Annotated in this window: 19 protein-coding genes and 1 pseudogene; 10 read left to right on the top strand and 10 right to left on the bottom strand. The window is 71.8% G+C overall.

Annotation, left to right across the window (positions count from 1 at the left end; genetic code table 11):
- Positions 1-125: 125 nt before the first annotated feature.
- The 5 genes from ACFSL4_RS18090 to ACFSL4_RS18070 all read left to right on the top strand — a co-directional run bounded on the left by ACFSL4_RS18090 (position 126) and on the right by ACFSL4_RS18070 (position 5,944).
- Positions 126-1,364, top strand: coding sequence for a MurT ligase domain-containing protein (locus ACFSL4_RS18090; RefSeq protein WP_381083779.1), 1,239 nt, complete (start codon positions 126-128; stop codon positions 1,362-1,364).
- Positions 1,365-1,383: 19 nt separating this feature from the next.
- Entirely contained in the window at positions 1,384-2,112 is a 729-nt protein-coding gene (locus ACFSL4_RS18085; protein ID WP_381083777.1) for a type 1 glutamine amidotransferase, read from the top strand.
- Positions 2,113-2,374: 262 nt separating this feature from the next.
- On the top strand, positions 2,375-3,400 hold the full coding sequence (locus ACFSL4_RS18080) for a 6-phosphofructokinase (protein ID WP_381083775.1): 1,026 nt from the start codon (positions 2,375-2,377) through the stop codon (positions 3,398-3,400).
- A 143-nt stretch (positions 3,401-3,543) separates the two neighbouring features.
- Complete coding sequence (locus ACFSL4_RS18075) at positions 3,544-4,494, top strand: cytochrome c oxidase assembly protein (RefSeq protein WP_381083773.1); 951 nt, start codon at positions 3,544-3,546, stop codon at positions 4,492-4,494.
- 889 nt (positions 4,495-5,383) lie between these two features.
- Positions 5,384-5,944: a hypothetical protein gene (locus ACFSL4_RS18070; RefSeq protein ID WP_381083833.1), complete on the top strand. Its 561-nt coding sequence runs from the start codon at positions 5,384-5,386 to the stop codon at positions 5,942-5,944.
- Positions 5,945-5,947: 3 nt separating this feature from the next.
- On the opposite strand, the gene ACFSL4_RS18065 is transcribed toward ACFSL4_RS18070, so the two are convergent.
- Genes ACFSL4_RS18065 through ACFSL4_RS18050 form a run of 4 tightly spaced genes read right to left on the bottom strand, consistent with a single transcriptional unit; the run spans position 5,948 to position 10,004 of the window.
- Positions 5,948-7,153: a sensor histidine kinase gene (locus ACFSL4_RS18065; RefSeq protein WP_381083771.1), complete on the bottom strand. Its 1,206-nt coding sequence runs from the start codon at positions 7,151-7,153 to the stop codon at positions 5,948-5,950.
- Positions 7,150-8,862, bottom strand: a complete 1,713-nt coding sequence (locus tag ACFSL4_RS18060; protein ID WP_381083769.1) for a sodium/solute symporter — start codon at positions 8,860-8,862, stop codon at positions 7,150-7,152. The genes ACFSL4_RS18065 and ACFSL4_RS18060 overlap by 4 nt, the downstream gene beginning before the upstream one ends.
- Positions 8,863-8,881: 19 nt before the next feature.
- Complete coding sequence (locus ACFSL4_RS18055; protein ID WP_381083767.1) at positions 8,882-9,238, bottom strand: hypothetical protein; 357 nt, start codon at positions 9,236-9,238, stop codon at positions 8,882-8,884.
- A gap of 7 nt (positions 9,239-9,245) precedes the next feature.
- Complete coding sequence (locus ACFSL4_RS18050) at positions 9,246-10,004, bottom strand: LytR/AlgR family response regulator transcription factor (RefSeq protein WP_381083765.1); 759 nt, start codon at positions 10,002-10,004, stop codon at positions 9,246-9,248.
- Positions 10,005-10,081: 77 nt separating this feature from the next.
- On the opposite strand from ACFSL4_RS18050, the gene ACFSL4_RS18045 reads away from it, so the two are divergent.
- The 3 genes from ACFSL4_RS18045 to rocD all read left to right on the top strand — a co-directional run bounded on the left by ACFSL4_RS18045 (position 10,082) and on the right by rocD (position 12,751).
- Entirely contained in the window at positions 10,082-10,597 is a 516-nt protein-coding gene (locus ACFSL4_RS18045; RefSeq protein WP_381083763.1) for an Lrp/AsnC family transcriptional regulator, read from the top strand.
- A 124-nt stretch (positions 10,598-10,721) separates the two neighbouring features.
- Positions 10,722-11,534: a dimethylargininase gene (ddaH, locus tag ACFSL4_RS18040; RefSeq protein ID WP_381083761.1), complete on the top strand. Its 813-nt coding sequence runs from the start codon at positions 10,722-10,724 to the stop codon at positions 11,532-11,534.
- A complete protein-coding gene (rocD, locus tag ACFSL4_RS18035; protein WP_381083759.1) occupies positions 11,531-12,751 on the top strand; it encodes an ornithine--oxo-acid transaminase in 1,221 nt (406 codons plus the stop codon). Before ddaH ends, rocD begins: the two co-directional genes overlap by 4 nt.
- Before the next feature lie 345 nt (positions 12,752-13,096).
- On the opposite strand, the gene ACFSL4_RS18030 is transcribed toward rocD, so the two are convergent.
- Positions 13,097-14,125: an SDR family oxidoreductase gene (locus ACFSL4_RS18030; protein ID WP_381083757.1), complete on the bottom strand. Its 1,029-nt coding sequence runs from the start codon at positions 14,123-14,125 to the stop codon at positions 13,097-13,099.
- 90 nt (positions 14,126-14,215) lie between these two features.
- Complete coding sequence (locus ACFSL4_RS18025; RefSeq protein ID WP_381083755.1) at positions 14,216-14,362, bottom strand: hypothetical protein; 147 nt, start codon at positions 14,360-14,362, stop codon at positions 14,216-14,218.
- A 484-nt stretch (positions 14,363-14,846) separates the two neighbouring features.
- Between ACFSL4_RS18025 and ACFSL4_RS18020 the strand changes: the two genes are divergently transcribed.
- Entirely contained in the window at positions 14,847-15,074 is a 228-nt protein-coding gene (locus ACFSL4_RS18020) for a hypothetical protein (RefSeq protein WP_381083753.1), read from the top strand.
- 159 nt (positions 15,075-15,233) lie between these two features.
- Positions 15,234-15,968 carry a lysophospholipid acyltransferase family protein gene (locus ACFSL4_RS18015; RefSeq protein ID WP_381083751.1) on the top strand — a complete coding sequence of 245 codons (735 nt, stop codon included), beginning with the start codon at positions 15,234-15,236 and terminating at the stop codon, positions 15,966-15,968.
- Between the two features lie 57 nt (positions 15,969-16,025).
- On the opposite strand, the pseudogene ACFSL4_RS18010 reads toward ACFSL4_RS18015, so the two are convergent.
- The 4 genes and pseudogenes from ACFSL4_RS18010 to ACFSL4_RS17995 form a co-directional block, all read right to left on the bottom strand.
- Positions 16,026-17,632, bottom strand: a pseudogene (locus ACFSL4_RS18010) (alpha/beta hydrolase).
- 135 nt (positions 17,633-17,767) lie between these two features.
- On the bottom strand, positions 17,768-18,532 hold the full coding sequence (locus tag ACFSL4_RS18005) for an urease accessory protein UreD (protein ID WP_381083749.1): 765 nt from the start codon (positions 18,530-18,532) through the stop codon (positions 17,768-17,770).
- Entirely contained in the window at positions 18,520-19,197 is a 678-nt protein-coding gene (ureG, locus tag ACFSL4_RS18000; protein ID WP_381083747.1) for an urease accessory protein UreG, read from the bottom strand. Before ureG ends, ACFSL4_RS18005 begins: the two co-directional genes overlap by 13 nt.
- Positions 19,198-19,516: 319 nt before the next feature.
- On the bottom strand, positions 19,517-19,988 hold a 472-nt coding region (locus ACFSL4_RS17995), incomplete at its 5' end, for an urease accessory UreF family protein (protein ID WP_381083745.1).

The raw sequence follows: 19,988 nt of genomic DNA, 5'->3' as shown, positions 1-19,988 counted from the left end.
CTCAATGCCGCCCGGGCGCCGGGGCGGTGCCATGATTCGGGGGCGTGCACGGATCTCGATAGGCTGAGGGCCACACGTTGCCGGAGACAGGGCGCGGCGCCGTACGCAAGGAGGATCGAGAACTGATGGCAGGCAACTCGGACCCGCTGACGCCGCGGGCCAAGCTGGCCGTGACCGCGGGCAAGGCGGTGGCTGCGGCATCACGCGCCGCCGGGCGCGGCAGTGGTTCGGTGATCGGCGGCCGAGTGGCGCTCAAACTCGACCCCGACCTCCTCGCCCGGCTCGCCCAGAACCTGGACGTCATCCTGGTCTCGGCGACCAACGGCAAGACCACGACCACCCGGCTGATCGCCGAGGCGCTGCGCGCCGCGGGCCCGGTCGTCTCCAACGCGCTGGGCGCCAACATGCCCGCCGGCATCACCTCGGCGCTGGCCGGCGGCTCGGACGCCAAGTTCGGCGTCATCGAGGTCGACGAGAAGTACCTCGCGGGAGTGGCCCGGGACACCGACCCGAAGTGCATCGCCCTGCTCAACCTCTCCCGTGACCAGCTCGACCGCGCGGCCGAGACCCGTATGCTCGCCGAGAACTGGCGCGAGGGCCTCGCCGGTTCCAAGGCCGTCATCGTCGCCAACGCGGACGACCCGCTCGTCGTGTGGGCCGCCGCCTCCTCCCCCAACGTGGTCTGGGTCGCCGCCGGCCAGATGTGGAAGGACGACGCCTGGTCCTGCCCGTCCTGCGGCGGTGTGATGCAGCGCCCCAGCAACGACTGGTACTGCGGCGAGTGCGGCTTCCGCCGTCCCGTCCCCAGCTGGGCGCTGTCCGGCGACCACGTCCTGGACCCGCACGGCTCGGCCTGGCCGATCCACCTCCAGCTGCCGGGCCGCGCCAACAAGGCCAATGCCGCCACGTCGGCAGCCGTCGCCGCCGTCTTCGGCGTGCCCCCGCAGGTCGCACTGGAGCGCATGCACCAGGTGCAGGCGGTGGCCGGGCGCTACGACGTCGTCCAGTTCCAGGGCCGCGACCTGCGCCTGCTGCTCGCGAAGAACCCGGCCGGCTGGCTGGAGACGTTCTCCCTGATCGACCCGCCGCCGGCCCCGGTGATCCTCTCGGTGAACGCGCGCGGCGCGGACGGCACCGACACCTCCTGGCTGTGGGACGTCGACTACACCCGGCTGACCGGTCACCCGATCTTCGTCATCGGCGACCGGAAACTGGACCTCGCCGTGCGCCTGGAGGTCGCCAACCAGACCTTCCAGGTCTGCGAGAGCCTCGACCAGGCCGTGCAGCTCGCCCCGCAGGGCCGGATCGAGGTCATCGCGAACTACACCGCGTTCCAGGACCTGCGCCGCCGCGTCGGCAACTGACCGCTAAGGACGATCATCGATGAGTGACAACAGCCTGCGTCTGGTGTGGATCTACCCGGACCTGCTGAGCACGTACGGCGACCAGGGCAACGCGCTCGTCGTGGAGCGCCGGGCCCGGCAGCGCGGCCTCGACGTGACCCGCCTCGACGTGCGCAGCGACCAGCCGATCCCGACCTCCGGCGACATCTATCTGATCGGCGGCGGTGAGGACCGCCCGCAACGGCTCGCGGCCGAGCGGCTGCGCCGCGACGGGCACCTGTACCGGGCCGTGGAGAACGGCGCGATCGTCTTCTCCGTCTGCGCCGGCTACCAGATCCTCGGCCACGAGTTCATCAACGACCTGGGGCAGCGGGAACCGGGCCTCGGCCTGCTCGACGTGGTCTCGGTGCGCGGCGAGGGCGAGCGGTGCGTCGGCGACGTCCTGGCGGACATCGACTCCCGCCTGGGCCTGCCCCAGCTGACCGGCTTCGAGAACCACCAGGGCGTCACGCACCTCGGCCCGACCGCGCGCCCGTTCGCACAGGTGCGGCTCGGCCGGGGCAACGGCACGGGCGACGGCACGGAGGGGGCATACAACGACACGGTCTTCGGCACGTACATGCACGGTCCCGTGCTCGCGCGCAATCCGCAGATCGCCGATCTGCTGCTGAAGCTGGCACTCGACGTCAACGCGCTGCCGCCGGTCGACGACCGCTGGTACGAGGCGCTGCGCACCGAGCGCATCGCGGCCGCGCAGCAGCCCGCCTGAGCGCTCCGCAGGAAGCCCGGTGCATCACTGCGGGCGCGCCGTGGCCGGTCGCGCAGTCCCCGCGCCCCTTCGGGCGCTGCCGAACCGCAGTTCCGCCCCGCGGCAACCAGCCCGTCTGACGGCGTGTCCGCACAGCTGAGCGGGGGCGTCCAGCAGGCGGACGCACGGTGCGGACCGGCCCCCCGTCGCCGGTAGGGTGGCGGGGATCGAGCCGGACAACGTGGTCCGGTCCCCGGCCCACGTTGAGAAGGTATTACGGGCTATGCGCATTGGTGTCCTCACGTCCGGCGGCGACTGCCCCGGCCTGAACGCCGTCATCCGGTCCGTCGTGCACCGTGCCGTCGCCGACCACGGCGACGAGGTCATCGGCTTCCGGGACGGCTGGAAGGGCCTTCTGGAGTGCGACTACCTCAAGCTCGACCTTGACGCGGTGAGCGGCATCCTGGCTCGCGGCGGCACCATCCTCGGCTCCTCCCGGGTCCGTCCCGAGCACCTGAGGGACGGTGTGGAGCGTGCCAGGGGCCACGTCGCGGAACTGGGGCTCGACGCCATCATCCCGATCGGCGGTGAGGGCACGCTCAAGGCGGCCCGGCTGCTGTCCGCGGGCGGCCTGCCGATCGTCGGCGTGCCCAAGACCATCGACAACGACATCGCCGTCACCGATGTCACCTTCGGCTTCGACACGGCCGTGGGCGTGGCCACCGAGGCGCTGGACCGGCTCAAGACCACCGCCGAGTCCCATCAGCGGGTGCTGATCGTGGAGGTCATGGGCCGCCACACCGGCTGGATCGCACTGCACTCCGGCATGGCGGCCGGCGCCCACGCCATCGTGGTGCCGGAGCGCCCCTTCGACATCGAGGAGTTGGCGGCCCGGGTCGGCGAGCGGTTCTCCGCCGGCAAGCGGTTCGCGATCGTCGTGGCCGCCGAGGGCGCCAAGCCCAGGCCGGGCACCATGGACTTCGACGAGGGCGGCAAGGACGTCTACGGCCACGAGCGCTTCGCCGGCATCGCCCGCCAGCTCTCCCTGGAGCTGGAGCAGCGCCTCGGCAAGGAGGCACGTCCGGTGATCCTCGGGCACGTCCAGCGCGGCGGCACACCGACGGCGTACGACCGCGTGCTCGCCACCCGCTTCGGCTGGCACGCCGTGGAGGCGGTGCACCGCGGCGAGTTCGGCCGGATGACGGCGCTGCGCGGCACGGACATCGTGATGGTGTCGCTGGCGGAGGCGGTGGAGACGCTGAAGACGGTGCCGGACGAGCGGTACGCCGAGGCGGAGTGCGTCCTGTAGCGCGCTCCGCGTCCCGTCGAACACCGTTCGCGCCCCCGGCGCGCCGACGAGAAGTTCCGCCCCCGGTCGCAGCCGCGGCCGGGGGCGGTTCTAGTCTGGTGCGGACAGACAACGCACAACCCCCACGAAACTGGAGCCGGCGGATGGACCACAGCGGGCACGGCATGACGATGGATCTTCCGCCGTTCACCCTGAGCCGCGGTCTGGAGTGGTCCGCCGACCCGTTCTTCCTCGTCGCCTGCCTGCTCGGGCTCGGGCTGTACGGGTGGGGTGTCGTCCGGCTCGTGCGGCGCGGGGACGCATGGCCCGTCGGCCGGACGGTGGCGTTCGTCACCGGCGTGCTGACGGTGCTGCTGGTCATGTGCACCGGGCTGAACGACTACGGCATGGTCATGTTCAGCGTGCACATGGTGCAGCACATGGTGATCAGCATGCTGTCGCCGATCCTGATCCTCCTCGGCGCCCCGGTCACCCTCGCGCTGCGCGCGATGCGGCCCGCGGCCCGCGGCCACAGGGGGCCGCGCGAACTGCTGCTGATGCTGCTGCACAGCCGCTACATGCGAGTGATCACCCACCCGGTGTTCACGATCCCCATGTTCATCGCGAGCCTGTACGGGCTGTACTTCACCCCGCTCTTCGACTTCCTGATGCAGTCGAAGACCGGGCACATCGCGATGATGGTGCACTTCCTCGTCACCGGACTGTCGTTCTTCTGGCCGATCATGGGCGTGGACCCGGGGCCGCACCGCCCCAGCCATCTGATGCGGATGCTGGAGCTGTTCGCGGGCATGCCCTTCCACGCGTTCTTCGGCATAGCGCTGATGATGGCCACCGCGCCCATGATCGGCACGTACATGAACCCGTCGGCCTCGCTCGGCATCGACGCCCTGTCGGACCAGACCGCGGCGGGCGGCATCGCCTGGGCGTTCAGCGAGGTCCCCTCCGTGCTGGTGCTGATCGCGCTGCTCTTCCAGTGGTACGGCTCGGAGCAGCGGCAGGCCAAGCGCAACGACCGGGCCGCGGAGCGCAACGGCGACAAGGAACTCCAGGCGTACAACGCTTATCTGGCCTCGCTCAACGCACGAAGCCGCTGAGTCCTTCCGCACCGCTGAATTCTCCTTCAATTCGGGCCGCCTGAAATGCAGCTCCATTCGGTAACCTGATGCCCTTCGCCCTGCCTCCGCTCGGCAGGGCGAAGGGAACCGCCGGGGGAAGCGGTGATGTCGTTTTGATCATTCCTGCACTGGGCCGGGAAATCGGCGGCCCGGAGGGCCGGATTCCTTCTGGTCGCCGCGCTCGTCCTCAGCGGCTGCGGCAAAGACGCACAGATGTTCGCCGTGAAGGACGTCGCCGCCGAAGTTCCGTCGCTCGCTCGTTCTTCGACGAGCTCGCCGCCCTCGGCCGTGACACCACGGTCCGGGTGCCGCAGGCGCCCGTGGCCTGCAGGCGGGTGACACACCCGGCCTGCACGGAGGTTCGCGCAGGCCGACGGTCTGTGACGTCAAACGGCTGAAGCAATTCGATGCACAGGGGCAACCCGCCGTGAAGTGTTCCTGTGGAAATCCGCTGTGCCCCTTCAAGGGTGACACCACCCGTATTTGCGTCACGTTCGGGGACGGCAACAGGAAATGGGCCGGGTACCGGCGTGCCGGCCACAGGGCGGGACGCCGGCACCGTACGGAGACGCCGTCGGCCTTGCCCGCCCCCTGAAGGCCGGGGAGTGCGTCGTCGCCGACTGGCCCGGGGCCTCCTTCCGGGGAACGCCGCGGCTGACCGTGGATCCGACGTGTGCCGAGAAGGCCCCGGACGGGCAGGTCATGACGGTCGTCGGCAGCGCGTCCGCCGACGAGGCCCGCCGGCAGGGGCCCGCTGGGTGCGCGGCGCACACGGGGGCTGCGGGCGAAGCTCGCGGACGTCCGCGCCTACGCGGTGGTCCCGTCCCGGGCTGGCTTCCCGGCGGCCGGGCGGCGCACCGCGTGCCTGGTGCTGGGCGCGCACGGCCCGGTGTACGGGCCGCTCGGGGAGTACCGCAGGCCCGGGATGCGGTTCACCGACGCCGCCGCCCTGCAGAAGGGGGACTGCCTCGGCGCACCGTCGCCGCGGGTCGCCCGGCTGGTGTCGTACGCCGGGACGCACGATCAGCGGGTGCCCGGCCTCACCCGGCTGGCCCCCGGGACCACCCTCAGCGCGGCCAAGGGCCTGTCGGACGCGGCGTGCGCGCGGGACGTGCCGCCGAAGGACCACGGCTACGCCCCGAGCCGTTACGAGGCCGCCTCCCGGACGGGCAGGAGCGCCCGGATGTCCGGAACTCATCTGGTCGTCTGCACCGTGCGCAAGCAGAACGGGGCACCATGGGGAGGGACGGACCATGAGGAGGGTGTCGCGATGCCCGGTTCCACGAAGACGATGGGGGTGATCACCGTGGCCGGCCTCGTCGTCGTGACGGCCTACACGGTGGCGCTCGGCAGCAACGGCTGGCTGTGGTTCGGCTGGGTCGTCCTCGGCCTGGTCACTCTCGGCATGGTGGCCTCGCGCAGCACATGACGCTCACTCCCGGGGCAGCCGTCCCGCCGAGTGCACCCCGGGCTGGTACTTCGGCAGCCGGGCGGTGATCTTCATGCCCGCTCCCACCGCGGTCTCGATGACGAGCCCGTGGTCGTCGCCGTAGACCTGGCGCAGCCGGTCGTCCACGTTGGACAGCCCGATGCCGCCCGACGGGCTGGTCTCCCCGGCGAGGATGCGGCGCAGTTGCTCGGGGTCCATGCCCGCGCCGTCGTCCTCGATGACGACCTTGGCTTCGGCGCCCGCGTCCCGCGCGATGATGCTGATGTGCCGTTTGTCGGTGGTGCCCTCCAGCCCGTGCTTGACGGCGTTCTCGACGAGGGGCTGCAGGCACAGGTACGGCAGGGCCACGGGCAGTACCTCGGGCGCGATCTGCAGGGTGACCGAGAGCCGGTCGCCGAAGCGGGCCCGCACGAGGGCCAGGTACTGGTCGATGGCGTGGAGTTCGTCGGCGAGCGTGGTGAAGTCGCCGTGCCGGCGGAACGAGTACCGGGTGAAGTCCGCGAACTCCAGGAGGAGTTCCCGGGCCCGTTCCGGATCGGTGCGCACGAACGAGGCGATCACGGCGAGCGAGTTGAAGATGAAGTGGGGGGAGATCTGGGCGCGCAGTGCCTTGATCTCGGCCTCGATGAGCCGGGTGCGGGACTGGTCGAGGTCCACCAGTTCCAGCTGTACGGAGACCCAGCGGGCGACCTCGCCGGCGGCCCGGACGAGGATGGCGGACTCTCGGGGCGCGCAGGCCACGAGCGCTCCGTGCACCCGGTCGTCGACGGTGAGCGGGGCGACGACGGCCCAGCGCAGTGGGCAGTCGGGGACGTCGCACCGGAGGCGGAACGCCTCGCCGCGGCCGCTCTCCAGCGGCCCGCAGAGCCGTTCCAGCACCTCGTCGCGGTGGTGCTCGCCCACTCCGTCCCAGGCCAGCACGGCGTGCCGGTCGGTGAGGCAGAGCGCGTCGGTGCCGAGCAGGGTCCGCAGCCGGCGCGCAGACTTGCGGGCCGTCTCCTCGGTGAGCCCGGCCCGCAGCGGCGGCGCGGCCAGGGACGCGGTGTGCAGGGTCTGGAAGGTGGCGTGCTCGACGGGGGTGCCGAGCCCGCCGAGGTTCTCGGGGCGCGCGGTGCGCCGCCCGAGCCAGAACCCGACGGCCAGCAACGGCAGTACGGCCACGCACAGGCCCGCGATGAAGCCGCTCACGCCTTCACCTCCGCCCGCAGTTCCTCCGGCAGATGGAAGCGCGCCAGGATCGCCGCCGTGCCGGCCGGCACCCGCCCCGGTGTGGCGAGGGACACCAGCAGCATGGTCAGGAATCCGAGCGGCACCGACCAGAGGGCGGGCCAGGCGAGCAGGGCGTGCAGGAAGCCGGTGCCCGGACAGCCCGCCATGGTCGCCGTCACCGCGGCGAACGCCGACCCGCCTCCCAGCAGCATCCCGGCCGCCGCGCCGGGCGGGGTCAGCCGCCGCCACCAGATGCCCAGCACGAGCAGTGGGCAGAACGACGAGGCGGACACCGCGAACGCGAGCCCCACCGCGTCAGCCACCGGCAGCCCGCCCACCAGCACGCTGGCCGCGAGGGGCACCACCATCGCCAGCCCGGTGCCGAGCCGGAAGTGCCGCACGCCCCGCGACGGCAGCACGTCCTGGGTGAGCACCCCCGCCACCGCCATGGTCAGCCCGGACGCGGTGGACAGGAACGCGGCGAAGGCCCCGCCCGCGACCAGCGCCCCGAGCAGATCCGCGCCGAGCCCGCCGATCACGCGCTCGGGCAGCAGCAGGACGGCTGCGTCGGCGTCGCCCGCCAGGGTGAGTTCGGGGGCGTACAGCCGGCCCAGCGCCCCGTAGACGGGAGGCAGCAGGTAGAAGGCTCCGATCAGGCCGAGTACCGCGACGGTGGTGCGGCGCGCGGCGACGCCGTGCGGGCTGGTGTAGAAGCGGACGACGACGTGCGGCAGGCCCATCGTGCCCAGGAAGGTGGCCAGGATCAGTCCGTACGTGGCGTACAGCGGGCGTTCCTCCCGGCCGGACTCCATCGAGGACGACATGCCGGCGGCGCTGCCGCGCACGACGGCGGGGACGGGGTCGCCCCCGGCGAAGGTCAGCAGGGTGTCGCGTTCGACGCGATGGACCCCGGTGGTCAGGGCCACGCGCTGCCCCGTGTAGTCCCGGCCGTCGATCGTGCCCGTCGCCGTGACGTCGAGCGGACCGTCGAGTCTGAGGTCGAGGCCGTCGTCGATCCGCACGACGCGGTGGTCGCGGAAGGTCGCCGGTTCGGCGAACGCGCCGCGCGGCGATCCGTCGCCCTGCCAGGCCAGCAGCAGGAAGAGGGCCGGGACCAGCAGGGCGGTGAGTTTGAGCCAGTACTGGAACGCCTGGACGAAGGTGATGCTGCGCATGCCGCCCGCGGCGACGGTCGCGACCACGACGACGGCGACGATGATCCCGCCGAGCGAGTCGGGGGCACCGGTCAGCACGGCCAGGGTGAGCCCGGCGCCCTGCAACTGGGGCAGCAGGTACAGCCAGCCGATCCCGACGACGAAGGCCCCGGCGAGCCGTCGCACCTGCTGCGAGGCGAGCCGGGCCTCGGCGAAGTCGGGCAGGGTGTACGCGCCGGAACGGCGCAGCGGGGCGGCGACGAACAGGAGCAGCAGGAGATAGCCGGCGGTGTAGCCGACCGGGTACCACAGCATGTCGGGGCCCTGGACGAGGACCAGGCCGGCGATGCCGAGGAACGAGGCGGCGGAGAGGTACTCGCCGCTGATCGCGGCCGCGTTGAGGCGGGGGCCGACGGTGCGGGAGGCGACGTAGAAGTCGGAGGTGGTGCGGGAGATGCGCAGCCCGAAGGCGCCGACGAGGACGGTCGCCAGGACGACGAGGGCGACCGCGGGGACGGAGTAGTTCTGGTTCACGGGCGGTCCTCAGCGGTCCTCAGCGGTCTTCGACGAGACGGACGAAGTCCTTCTCGTTGCGTTCGGCACGGCGCACGTACCATGCGGCCAGCAGCACCAGCGGCGGATAGAGGCAGAAGCCGAGGACGACCCACTCCAGGCCGTGGTTCCGGATGGTGAGGAACACCAGGGGCAGCGGCCCGACCAGGAGCACGAGGACCGTGAACACCAGCAGGGCCGCACGGAGCTGGCTGCGCATGAGCGAGCGCACATAGGTGTGCCCGAGCGTGGTCTGTTCGTCGATCTCGGTCTGCGGGCGGTAGTAGCCGAAGGCTCGGCGGGTGTGCCGGGGCGGTCCGGTGACGACGACACGGCGTTCCGTGGGTTCCTGTGCCATGCCTGCCTCACTGTCCCGTCGTCCGGCGCATCAGCAGGTCCCGCAGTTCGCGGGCGTGCCGGCGGCTGACCTGGAGTTCGACGGAGTCGATGAGGACACTCACCGTGCCCGCGTCCAGGCGCAGCTCGTCGATGTGGTGCAAGGCGACGAGGTGGCGGCGGTGGATGCGGACGAACCCGCGCGAGCGCCAGCGCTCCTCCAGGGTGGACAGCGGGATCCGTACGAGGTGGCTGCCGTGGGCGGTGTGCAGGCGGGCGTAGTCGCCCTGCGCCTCGACGTGGGTGATCTCCTCGACGGGGACGAAGCGCATCACGCCGCCGAGTTCCACGGATATGTGGTCGGGATCGGGCTCGTGCACGGGGATCGGCGTTGTGGTCTCCCGCAGCAGGGCGACGCGGCGCACCGCCTCCGCGAGCCGCTCGTGGCGCACGGGCTTGAGGACGTAGTCGACCGCCTTGAGGTCGAAGGCCTGCACGGCGAACCCCTCGTGGGCGGTGACGAAGACGACGAGCGGCGGCCGGGAGAAGCCGGTCAGCAGCCGGGCCATCTCCAGCCCGTCGAGCCCGGGCATGTGGATGTCGAGGAAGACGACGTCGATGGCGTCGGGGCCGTCGGGGCCGGACTCCAGCGCACGGTTGATACGGCGCAGGGCCTCGGTCGCGTCGCTCGCGCCCTCCACGCTGCTGATCCGCGGGTCGGCGTTCAGCAGATAGAGGAGTTCCCCGAGCGAGGGGCGTTCGTCATCGACGGCGAGGGCGCGCAGCATGAAGGTGGAGTGTAGGAGGATTCCGCACTCCTGGACATGTCCGGAGCCGAGACGTTATCGCTGGATACAGTGCCCGCATGAACAGCAGGCCAGCCATGTTCGACGAGCTCGACCGGAAGATCATCACCGCGCTCACGGCCAATGCCCGCAGCAGTTTCGCGGAGATCGGCGCGACGATCGGCCTGTCCGCGACCGCGGTCAAGCGGCGCGTGGACCGGCTGCGCGAGACGGGTGTGATCACCGGGTTCACGGCCACGGTGAAGCCGTCGGCGCTGGGATGGCGCACGGAGGCGTACGTCGAGGTGTACTGCGAGGGCGCGGCGCCGCCCCGGCGGCTGGCGGAGGTCGTGCGCAACCATCCGGAGATCACCGCGGCCATGACGGTGACCGGCGGTGCGGATGCGCTGCTGCATGTGCGGGCGACGGATGTGGAGCACTTCGAGGAGGTGCTGGAGCGCATCCGCACCGAGCCGTTCATCCGGAAGACGATCAGCTACATGGTGCTGTCCCATCTCCTCCCGGACAGCCCGGAGGCGGGCGCCAGCCAGCCCGCGCCGGCGGACACGCCGGGGCGCGCATCAGACGTGCGCTGACCTGGTCCACGACGCAGCAATCCTGCGTACATGCGCAACTTTTGTTGCTTGTCGCCCCTCCGGGTCCCTTCCTACCGTGGTGGCACCCCCTTTTCGACCCCGCAGGAAGCGGAGGAGTCTTTCTGTGCCCGAAAGCCGTGTACCGCGCCCCCGGCGCTTTCTCGTCTGCGAACCCAGACACTTCGCCGTGCAGTACGCGATCAATCCCTGGATGCACCCCGACACACAGGTCGACGTCGATCTCGCCCGCGCACAGTGGCAGGCGCTGATCGGCGCGTACCGTGCCCACGGCCACACGGTGGAGAGCGTGGAGCCGGTGGCCGGACTCCCGGACATGGTCTTCGCGGCGAACTCCGCGCTCGTCCTGGAGGGCCGGGTCTTCGGCGCGCAGTTCCACGCACCGCAGCGCCGCCCCGAGTCCACCGCCTACGACACCTGGTTCAAGGCGGCGGGCTTCCACGTCCACCGGCCCGAATCGGTGTGCGAGGGCGAGGGCGACCTGGTCCCGGCGGGACGGTACGTCCTGGCCGGCACCGGATTCCGTACGACGCGGGAGGCGCACCGCGAGGTGCAGGAGTTCTTCGGCGTCCCGGTGATCAGCCTCCATCTGGTGGACCCGTACTTCTACCACCTCGACACCGCGCTGTTCGTCCTCGACGACGACACCGTCGCGTACTACCCGGAGGCGTTCTCGCCGGGCAGCCGCGAGGTGCTGGCCCGGCTGTACCCGAACGCCGTGCTCGCCACCCGTGAGGACGCCCTGGCCTTCGGCCTCAACTCCGTATCGGACGGCCGGCACGTCTTCATCGCGCCGGGGGCCACCGCCCTCGCCGACCAGCTCGTACGCCGCGGATACGTTCCCGTCCCCGTCGACCTCTCCGAGTTCCACAAGGCCGGCGGAGGCATCAAGTGCTGCACCCAGGAGATCCGTTCATGACCGCTCCCGTCCGTACGCGTTCGTCCGACGAGATGATCCGCGCCGAGGAACCGGTCCTCGCGCACAACTACCACCCTCTGCCCGTGGTCGTCGCCCGCGCCGAGGGCGCGTGGGTGGAGGACGTCGAGGGCCGTCGCTACCTCGACATGCTCGCCGGGTACTCGGCCCTCAACTTCGGGCACCGCAACCCGGTGCTGATCGAGGCGGCCCACCGTCAGCTGGACCGGCTGACCCTCACCTCCCGCGCCTTCCACAACGACCGGCTGGCGGAGTTCGCGGAGGCGCTGGCCGCGCTGACGGGCCTGGACATGGTGCTGCCCATGAACACGGGTGCGGAGGCGGTGGAGAGCGCCGTCAAGGTGGCCCGGAAATGGGCCTACGAGGTCAAGGGCGTTCCGGCCAACCGGGCGACGATCGTGGTGGCGGCGGGCAACTTCCACGGCCGTACCACGACGATCGTCAGCTTCTCCACCGACGAGACGGCGCGCTCGGGGTTCGGGCCGTTCACGCCGGGCTTCCGCGTCGTGCCGTACAACGACCTGGCCGCGCTGGAGGCGGCCGTCGACGAGACGACCGCCGCGGTGCTGATCGAGCCCATCCAGGGCGAGGCTGGCGTGATCATCCCCGACGAGGGCTATCTCACCGGGGTCCGCGACCTCACCCGCCGCGCCGGATGCCTGTTCGTCGCCGACGAGATCCAGTCGGGTCTCGGCCGCACGGGCCGGACGCTGGCGGTGGAGCACGAGGAGGTCGTGCCGGACGTCCTGCTGCTCGGCAAGGCGCTCGGGGGCGGCATCGTGCCGGTGTCCGCGGTGGTCGCCCGCCGCGATGTCCTCGGTGTTCTGCACCCGGGCGAGCACGGGTCGACGTTCGGCGGCAACCCTCTCGCCGCGGCCGTCGGCACCGCGGTCGTCCGTCTCCTGGAGACGGGCGCGTTCCAGCGCAGGGCGGCCGAGGCGGGTGTGCTGCTGGAGGACGGACTCGCCGCGCTGGTCGGCAGGGGTGTCGTGGGCTTCCGCTCGCGGGGGCTGTGGGCGGGCGTCGACATCGACCCCGCGATCGGCACGGGCCGCGAGATCAGCGAGCGCCTGATGCGGGAGGGGGTCCTGGTCAAGGACACCCACGGCTCGACGATCCGCCTGGCCCCGCCGCTGACGATCACGGACGAGGAGTTGCGGTCGGCGCTGGCGGCGCTGGAGAAGGTGCTGGCGGCGTGAACGACGCCCGGGGGCGCGCCCGACGGCCGCCCCCGGGCGCCCGCCACGCCCCGGTGAGGAGATCTGGCCGGGCTGCGATCGGGACCTGGCGGTAGTTGGATGCGTCCGTGGCGTACGCCCCTCTGCTGCCCGCGTCGAAGCGGACCTCCGCGTCGACCGCGTCGCGCAGTGCCGCCTCCAGCCCGGCCACGTCGACCGCGGCTCCCGGCCGGCCGGCGGGTCCGGGCGTGCCGTTGCGCGCTGTGAGGGCCATGGATCGTGACCGCTTTCCTGCACGGTTCGGCTATGACGGGGTTCGGGATCCGTACCGTTCACACGGCACGGGCGGTACGGCCGCACCGCGGCTCAGCCGATCTTGCGCCCCTGCAGGGGTGCCGTCGCGGCACCGGCGCCCTCCCGCACTCCGTGCAGGAACTCCTCCAGAGCCTCGACCGCCGTGTGCTCCGGTCGCCAGCCCAGTTCGGTGTGCGCACGGGTGCAGTCCATCAGCGGCAGCCGCAGGACGGCGTCGAAGAGGTGCGGTGACGTGGGAAGCAGCCGCAGCCCCCACGCCGCGGCGATCGCCGACCGGGCGGCGGTGCGGGGCAGCCGTACGGGGCGGACGCCGAGCAGTTCACCCAGCACGGCCGCGTCGAGGGGCGGCTCGGCGGCCAGGTTGAACGCGCCCCTGGCCCCGCCCTGCGCCGCGAGCCGGTAGGCGTGGGCGGCGTCGTCGGTGTGCAGGGCCTGGACCCGCAGTCCCGGAATGTCCGGCAGGAACGGCAGCAGTTCGGGGCGGACCAGCGGTCCGGGCAGGAACCGTCCCGCGAAGATGCGTCGTTGTTCGCTCGCCGACTCGCGCTTGAAGAGGAAGGCGGGCCGCATCCGTACGACCCGGACGCCGGGGTGCTCGTGCTCGAAGACGTCGAGCGCCCGCTCCAGGTACGCCTTCTCTCGCGTGTAGGCGGCGTCCGGCCAGCCGTGCGTCGGCCAGGACTCGTCCACGGCGTGGTCCTTGGGTCCGGGGGAGTACGCTCCGACGGACGAGGCGTGCACCAGCGCCGGCACCTTCGCCGCGGCGACGGCCTCGAAGACCCGGATGCCGCCGAGGACATTGGTGCGCCAGGTCGTGACCGGATCATGCGTCGGCTGGAACGCCCAGGCCAGGTGCACCACCGCGTCGGCGCCCTGGAACTCCCGCACCAGGTCGGTCTCCTCCGACGTGAGGTCGGCCTCGGACCACTCCACACGGGCCGGCCCGAGGTCGGGGATCCGGCGCGCCAGGCCCCGGACGCTGCGGACGTCCGGGTCATCGGCGAGCAGGCGCACCAGGCTGGTGCCCACGTTGCCGGTGGCGCCCGTGACGACGATCTTGCTGCCGGTTACGGTGCTCACTTCGGGCTCCTTTCGGTGACCGGGTACCTGCGAGTACCCGGTGCACGCGGTTGAAGCCCACCCCCGCGCGGCACGGGGGCGTGCGGGCGGTCACGGTCGCTGCTGCCGGCTGCCGCGCCGGGCGTCGTGGCCGGCCAGGAGGGCGAGCAGTGCGGAGACGCTCAGGCTCGCCTCCGCCGGGTGGCGCAGGGGCGTGTCCGGCTGGATGAGGCAGGTGTCGGTACGCCCCTCGCGCATGCGGATGAGACGGCCCTCCCGCTCCAGATCGGAAATGATCTTCTGGACCGCGCGCTCCGGCAGCCGGCAGCGGGCCGGGATGTCACGAATGCGGGTGGCCCGGTCGTCGGCGATGGACGCCCGTAGGCGGGTCGGGCACCCACCCGCCGGAGCACCCCGGGGTGTCCTGACGGCGTCGTTTCGCCCTCAGCGCCCAGGACGCCTGGAACGTGCTGGTCGCCGTCTCCCAGCGGGCCGACACGAAACTGCACCATGTCGCCGAGAACCTGGTGGAGGCCGTGAACGGCGACTCCCGCCCCGACCCGTGCGACAGGAACCGGCGACCGCCGTCACCGCGCTGGAGGATCCTCCTGCCCGCCCTTCCCGCGCCGGCTGCAGACCACCGATGCGCACAAGGACACCGATGTGCACAGGGACCCGACTCGTGCCACGCTGATCAGGGGCGGAGCTGTGTCCACCTCGCCTCATCGAGGAGTGAGCCGCCATGACCGACCGGGAACGCGACCCGTACGCGGACGACTCGGGCTATGTCGAGGACATGACCGAGGAAACCCTCGGTGCTCAGGAGCAGGCACGTCAGGAGCGCCAGCACCGGCAGGAGGAGCGCCAGCAGCAGCGCCGGCACCTGCAGGAGGAGCGGCAGCAGCAGCGGGGCCGCCCGTCGGACCACGAGTACTCCTACCCGGAGGATTCCGACGAGGACCTTCTGTGACTCGCACGCTCCCCAGCGCGCCGTGCGGCCCGGCCGACGGGATCCCGGCACTACCGGTTCCGGCGGCCTGCGGCCGACTCTAGACTGGCAGCTCACCCCCGCCGGTCGAGCTGCCGGAACACGGCGGTTGAGGCGATCCGCCGCCTGAGGAGCGACCTCTTGTTCTACTACCTGCTCAAATACGTCATTCTCGGACCGCTGTTGCGTCTGGCCTTCCGGCCGCGGATCGAGGGCCTCGACCATGTGCCGTCGTCAGGACCGGCCATCGTCGCGGGCAACCATCTCTCCTTCTCCGACCACTTCCTGATGCCCGCGATCCTCAAACGGCGCATCACCTTCCTCGCGAAGGCGGAGTACTTCACGGGCCCCGGGATCAAGGGCCGTCTCACGGCCGCGTTCTTCCGCAGCATCGGGCAGATCCCGGTGGACCGCTCCGGCAAGGACGCCGGGCAGGCCGCGATCCGCGAGGGGCTCCGCGTGCTGCGCAGGGGCGAGTTGCTGGGCATCTACCCGGAAGGCACCCGCTCCCACGACGGCCGCCTGTACAAGGGCAAGGTCGGCGTCGCGGTGATGGCCCTCAAGGCCCAGGTCCCCGTCGTCCCCTGCGCCATGATCGGCACCTTCGAGGCGCAGCCGCCGGGCAAGGTCATCCCCAGCCTCAGCCCCGTGGTGATCCGCTTCGGCAAGCCCCTCGATTTCTCCCGCTACGCCGGGATGGAGAACGAGAAGGCCGTTCTGCGCGCCGTCACCGACGAGATCATGTACGCCATCCTGTCCCTCTCCGAGCAGGAGTACGTCGACCGGTACGCGGCGGTCGTGAAGGCCGAGCAGGCCGCGGAGAAGACGGGGAAGGCGGAGAGGAGCCGCAGGTTCCCGCGGATGCCGCTGAGCTGACGGGGACGACGAGGGGGCGGCCCGGTTCCGGCCGCCCGCCCCCGCGCGTGTGCGGGACTACGGCTTCGGCGTGGCGTGCGGCGCGCAGGTCACATCGGAGGCGTCCGTCCTGCCGGTGAGCAGGTAGGTGTCCACCCGGCTGTTGATGCACGGGTTCACCAGACCGGTCACACCGTGGGACCCCGCGTCCTTCTCGATGATCAGGCGGGAGCCCTTGAAGCGCTTGTGCAGTTCGACCGCGCCCCCGAACGGTGTCGCGGCGTCACGCGTGGACTGCACGATCAGGACGGTCGGCAGGCCCTTGCCGGTCTTCACGTCCAACGGGGTCAGCTGCTTGACCGGCCAGGTGGCGCACGGCAGGTTCATCCAGGCGTTCGCCCACGTCAGGAACGGGTAGTCCTTGTTCAGCCGGGTGTTGTCCCGGTCCCACTTCCGCCAGTTGGTGGGCCACTTGGCGTCGGTGCACTCGACGGCCGTGTAGACGGCGTTGCCGTTCTCCGAGGCGATGTTGCCGGCCGTGTCCGACAGGTCGGGCGCGGCCGCGTCGACGAGCGCCTGGGCGTCGCCGGCGACGTACCTGCTGAAGACGGTCGCGATCCGCGCCCAGGCGGAGTCGTAGTACGGGGCGCTCTGGAAGAAGGAGAGCAGTTCGGCCGGGCCGACGACGCCGCCGATGGGGTTCTTCTTCGCCGTGGCGCGCAGGTCCAGCCACTTCGCCTGTACGGCGGCCCGCGTGGTGCCCAGGTGGAAGGCGGCGTCGTTGGCCGCGACCCAGTCCTCCCAGTCCTCCCAGTCCTTCCAGCGGCCCTCGAAGGCGACGTCCTGGTCGAGGTTGGCCTGGTACCAGATCTTCTCCCGCGAGGGATTGACGACGCTGTCGACGATCATCCGGCGGATGTGACCCGGGAAGAGGGTGCCGTAGACGGCGCCGAGGTACGTGCCGTACGAGACGCCCAGGTAGTTGATCTTCTTCTCCCCGAGCGCGGCACGGATGACGTCCAGGTCGCGCGCGGTGTTGGGCGTGGTCATCTGCTGCAGCATCGCACGGCCGGTGCGCTCGAGGCATCCCTGCGCGTACTCACGGGCGAGCCGCCGCTGGGCGAGCTGTCCGCCTCGGAGTCGGGGACCGGGTCCGCCTTGGGCGCCTTCACGAACTCCTGCGGATCGGCGCAGGAGATGGGCGCCGAGTGGCCGACGCCGCGCGGGGCGAAGCCGACGAAGTCGTACGCCTTCGCCACGTTGGCCCAGACCGCGTTCTCGGTGGTGACCCGGCGCGGGAAGAACAGACCCGAACCGCCGGGGCCGCCCGGGTTGTAGACGAGGGCGCCCTGGCGCTCCTCCTTCGTGCCGGTGTTCCCGATGCGGTCGACGGCCAGCTTGATCTGCCTGCCGTTCGGGTGGGCGTAGTCGAGCGGAACCGTGACCCAGCCGCACTGGATGGGCTTCTCCAGCCCCCAGTCGGCCGGGCAGTCCTGCCAGTCGACGCCGGCCTTGGCGGCCCTTGCCGCGGCGATCGCCGCACCGCGGCCCTCCCGGTCCTGGCCGTGGCGCGTGTCGGCGGCGGCCGACGGTGCCGCCACGGCCCCGGCTATCAGCGTCGCCGTGACCAGCGCCCCAACAGAGCCGAGCCCGGTGACTCGCCTCGTCGGTCTGATTCCCCTCAAGAGGGACCTCCCCGTACATGGTTGCGATGGGCGGGGATCCTTTCTGCTGTGAAGGCGCCGACACCAGGGGTTACTTGACTTTCTTTACCAATCCGATAACCGGTGCACGACTGTCCGTTGAGCGGAGAGACCGGTTCAACCGAGATCGCGCAGCGCTTCGTCCAGCACGCGGCGCAGCCGCCGCGCGTCCGGCGCGACCGCGGTGACGAGCACGGCGGGCCCGGCGAGCGGAGTGAGCGTGGCGCATTCCCCCAGCACCCGTGGCGCCATCGGCGCCGAACCGAACTCCGGTCGTACGAAGAGGAGTTGCCCGAGCGCCCGGTGACCCGCCAGCACGGCGGGCCCGTCCCAGCCGCCGGGGGCGCCGGGCCCGCAGGCCACTTCCTGGTCGAGCAGCGGCCGTCCGTCCAGCCGCACGGTCAGCCGGCTCGTGAGCCGCCCGGGCTCCTCACCGGCACGGCCGAGGACCTGCTCCTCACGGAACACCAGGCGGGCGCCGGAAGCGAGGTCGACACGCGCAAAGACGCACAACTCGCTGCCTCGCGCCGAGATCAACTGCTCGGGCAGCCAGCGTAGTTCGCCCCCGGCCGCCACCCGGAGCCGGACGTCGTAGCGTGCCTCGCCCGTGCTCTGCCCGGGCAGGGCGAGGGTGGCCGCGGCCGATCCCAGGTGCAGCAGGGCGCCACTGCCCACCTCGGCCTCGACGGTGAAGTGGTCCCGGCCGAGCGGCCCGCTCATCGCGCCGACGAGCAGGACGCGCGCCTCGTCACCGCTCGCCCGGGTACGGCGCGGCGCGAGCGGCGCCTCCCCCGCGAGCACGGGCAGGCACGTACCGCCCCCTCCGCCGGCGCGGGCCACGATGCGCGCACTGGCGCGTACTCCCGTGGTCACGCCGACCACGCCGCGAGCCGCTCGCGCACCCAGTCGGCGACCGCGGCGACTCCGTCCGGGCCGCGCAGCGACTGGAAGACGACGGGGAGTCCGGCCCGCTGCGTCGCCGCGTCGGCGGCCATCCGCGCGAGGTCGGACCCGACGTGGGGCGCGAGGTCGGTCTTGTTGACGACGAGCAGGTCGGCGGTGGTGACACCGGGGCCGCCCTTGCGCGGAATGTCGTCCCCGCCGGCGACGTCGATGACGAAGACCTGCGCGTCGACGAGCCCCTTGGAGAACGTGGCGGTGAGATTGTCCCCGCCGGACTCGACGAGGACGAGGTCGAGCTGGCCCACCCGGTCCTCCAGGTCCTCCACCGCTTCGAGATTGGCGGAGATGTCGTCCCGGATGGCGGTGTGCGGGCAGGCCCCCGTCTCCACGGCGGTGATCCGCTCCGGCGGCAGCACGGCCTCCCGCAGCAGGAATGCGGCGTCCTCACGGGTGTAGATGTCGTTGGTCACGACGGCGAGCGAGAACTCCTCCCGCAGGGCCCGGCAGAGCGCGGCCACGGTGGCGGTCTTGCCGGACCCGACGGGCCCGCCCAGCCCGATCCTGAGGGCACGGCGCGAGCCGTCCGGGCGGCGGGCGTCAGCGCTGACGGCGGACGGGCCGTCATGGGTGTGGTCGAGGTGCATGGTCAGCTCCTTCAGCCGGGCCTGGCCGCAAACAGCCCGTCCGGCGTTCGTGGACGAGGCCGTTCAGGCCGGTCGGGGGTCTTGGGGCGGAACGCCCGGACGACGGGACAACGCACGCGTGCCTCTAGGGGGTGTTTCGAAAGTCCTGTGCGGTGCCCGCGGTGTCCGGTGCGTGCTCTCGGCGTGCCGGACGAAAGCCCTCGTACTGGACGTACTCGGGATTTCGGCCGGTGCGGCGAGTGGGGGTGCCCCCTGCTCGAAGAGCCTGGGGGAGCGTGCCGGGCGCCGTGGGTGCTGTGCGGGACTTCCGAAACACCCCCTAGGAGGCGAACAGCCGTACGGGCCAGGCCGCATGCGCCTCCCCGCCGATCTCCAACAGCGGAGCGGACGCCGCGGGCAGGGCGTCGACTCCGTCGTCGAGTGCCCGCCGGGCCGCCTCGCCCGCCCGGGCGGCCACCATGTCCACCTCGGGCGCCAGCAGGGCCAGGACGGCCGAGGCGTCGAAGGGATCGAGGCTCAGCAAGCGCACCACGGCCGTGGCCGGCCCGCTCACGCTCTCGTACGCGGCGCAGTACGCGGCGTCCCCGGCGCCCAGCCCGGCGGCTCGTGCCACCAGCCCGAGCACCACCGGCTGATGCGCTCCCTTGGGGAACTTGCGTGCCAGCGCGTCCAGTTCGTTCGAGGGCCAGGTCGCCCAGGCGGCCCGCATCAGCTGCCGCCCCAGCCTGCGTGCGGCGGTGCGCGGCGCGGTCGACTTCGGTAAGACGGCGCGGGCGCTGCACACCATGGAC

Source organism: Streptomyces caeni, from assembly GCF_042678285.1.
Classification (GTDB): domain Bacteria; phylum Actinomycetota; class Actinomycetes; order Streptomycetales; family Streptomycetaceae; genus Streptomyces; species Streptomyces caeni.
Note: the sequence above shows the minus strand (reverse complement) of the source record. Positions and strands in the feature narration are given on the sequence as shown.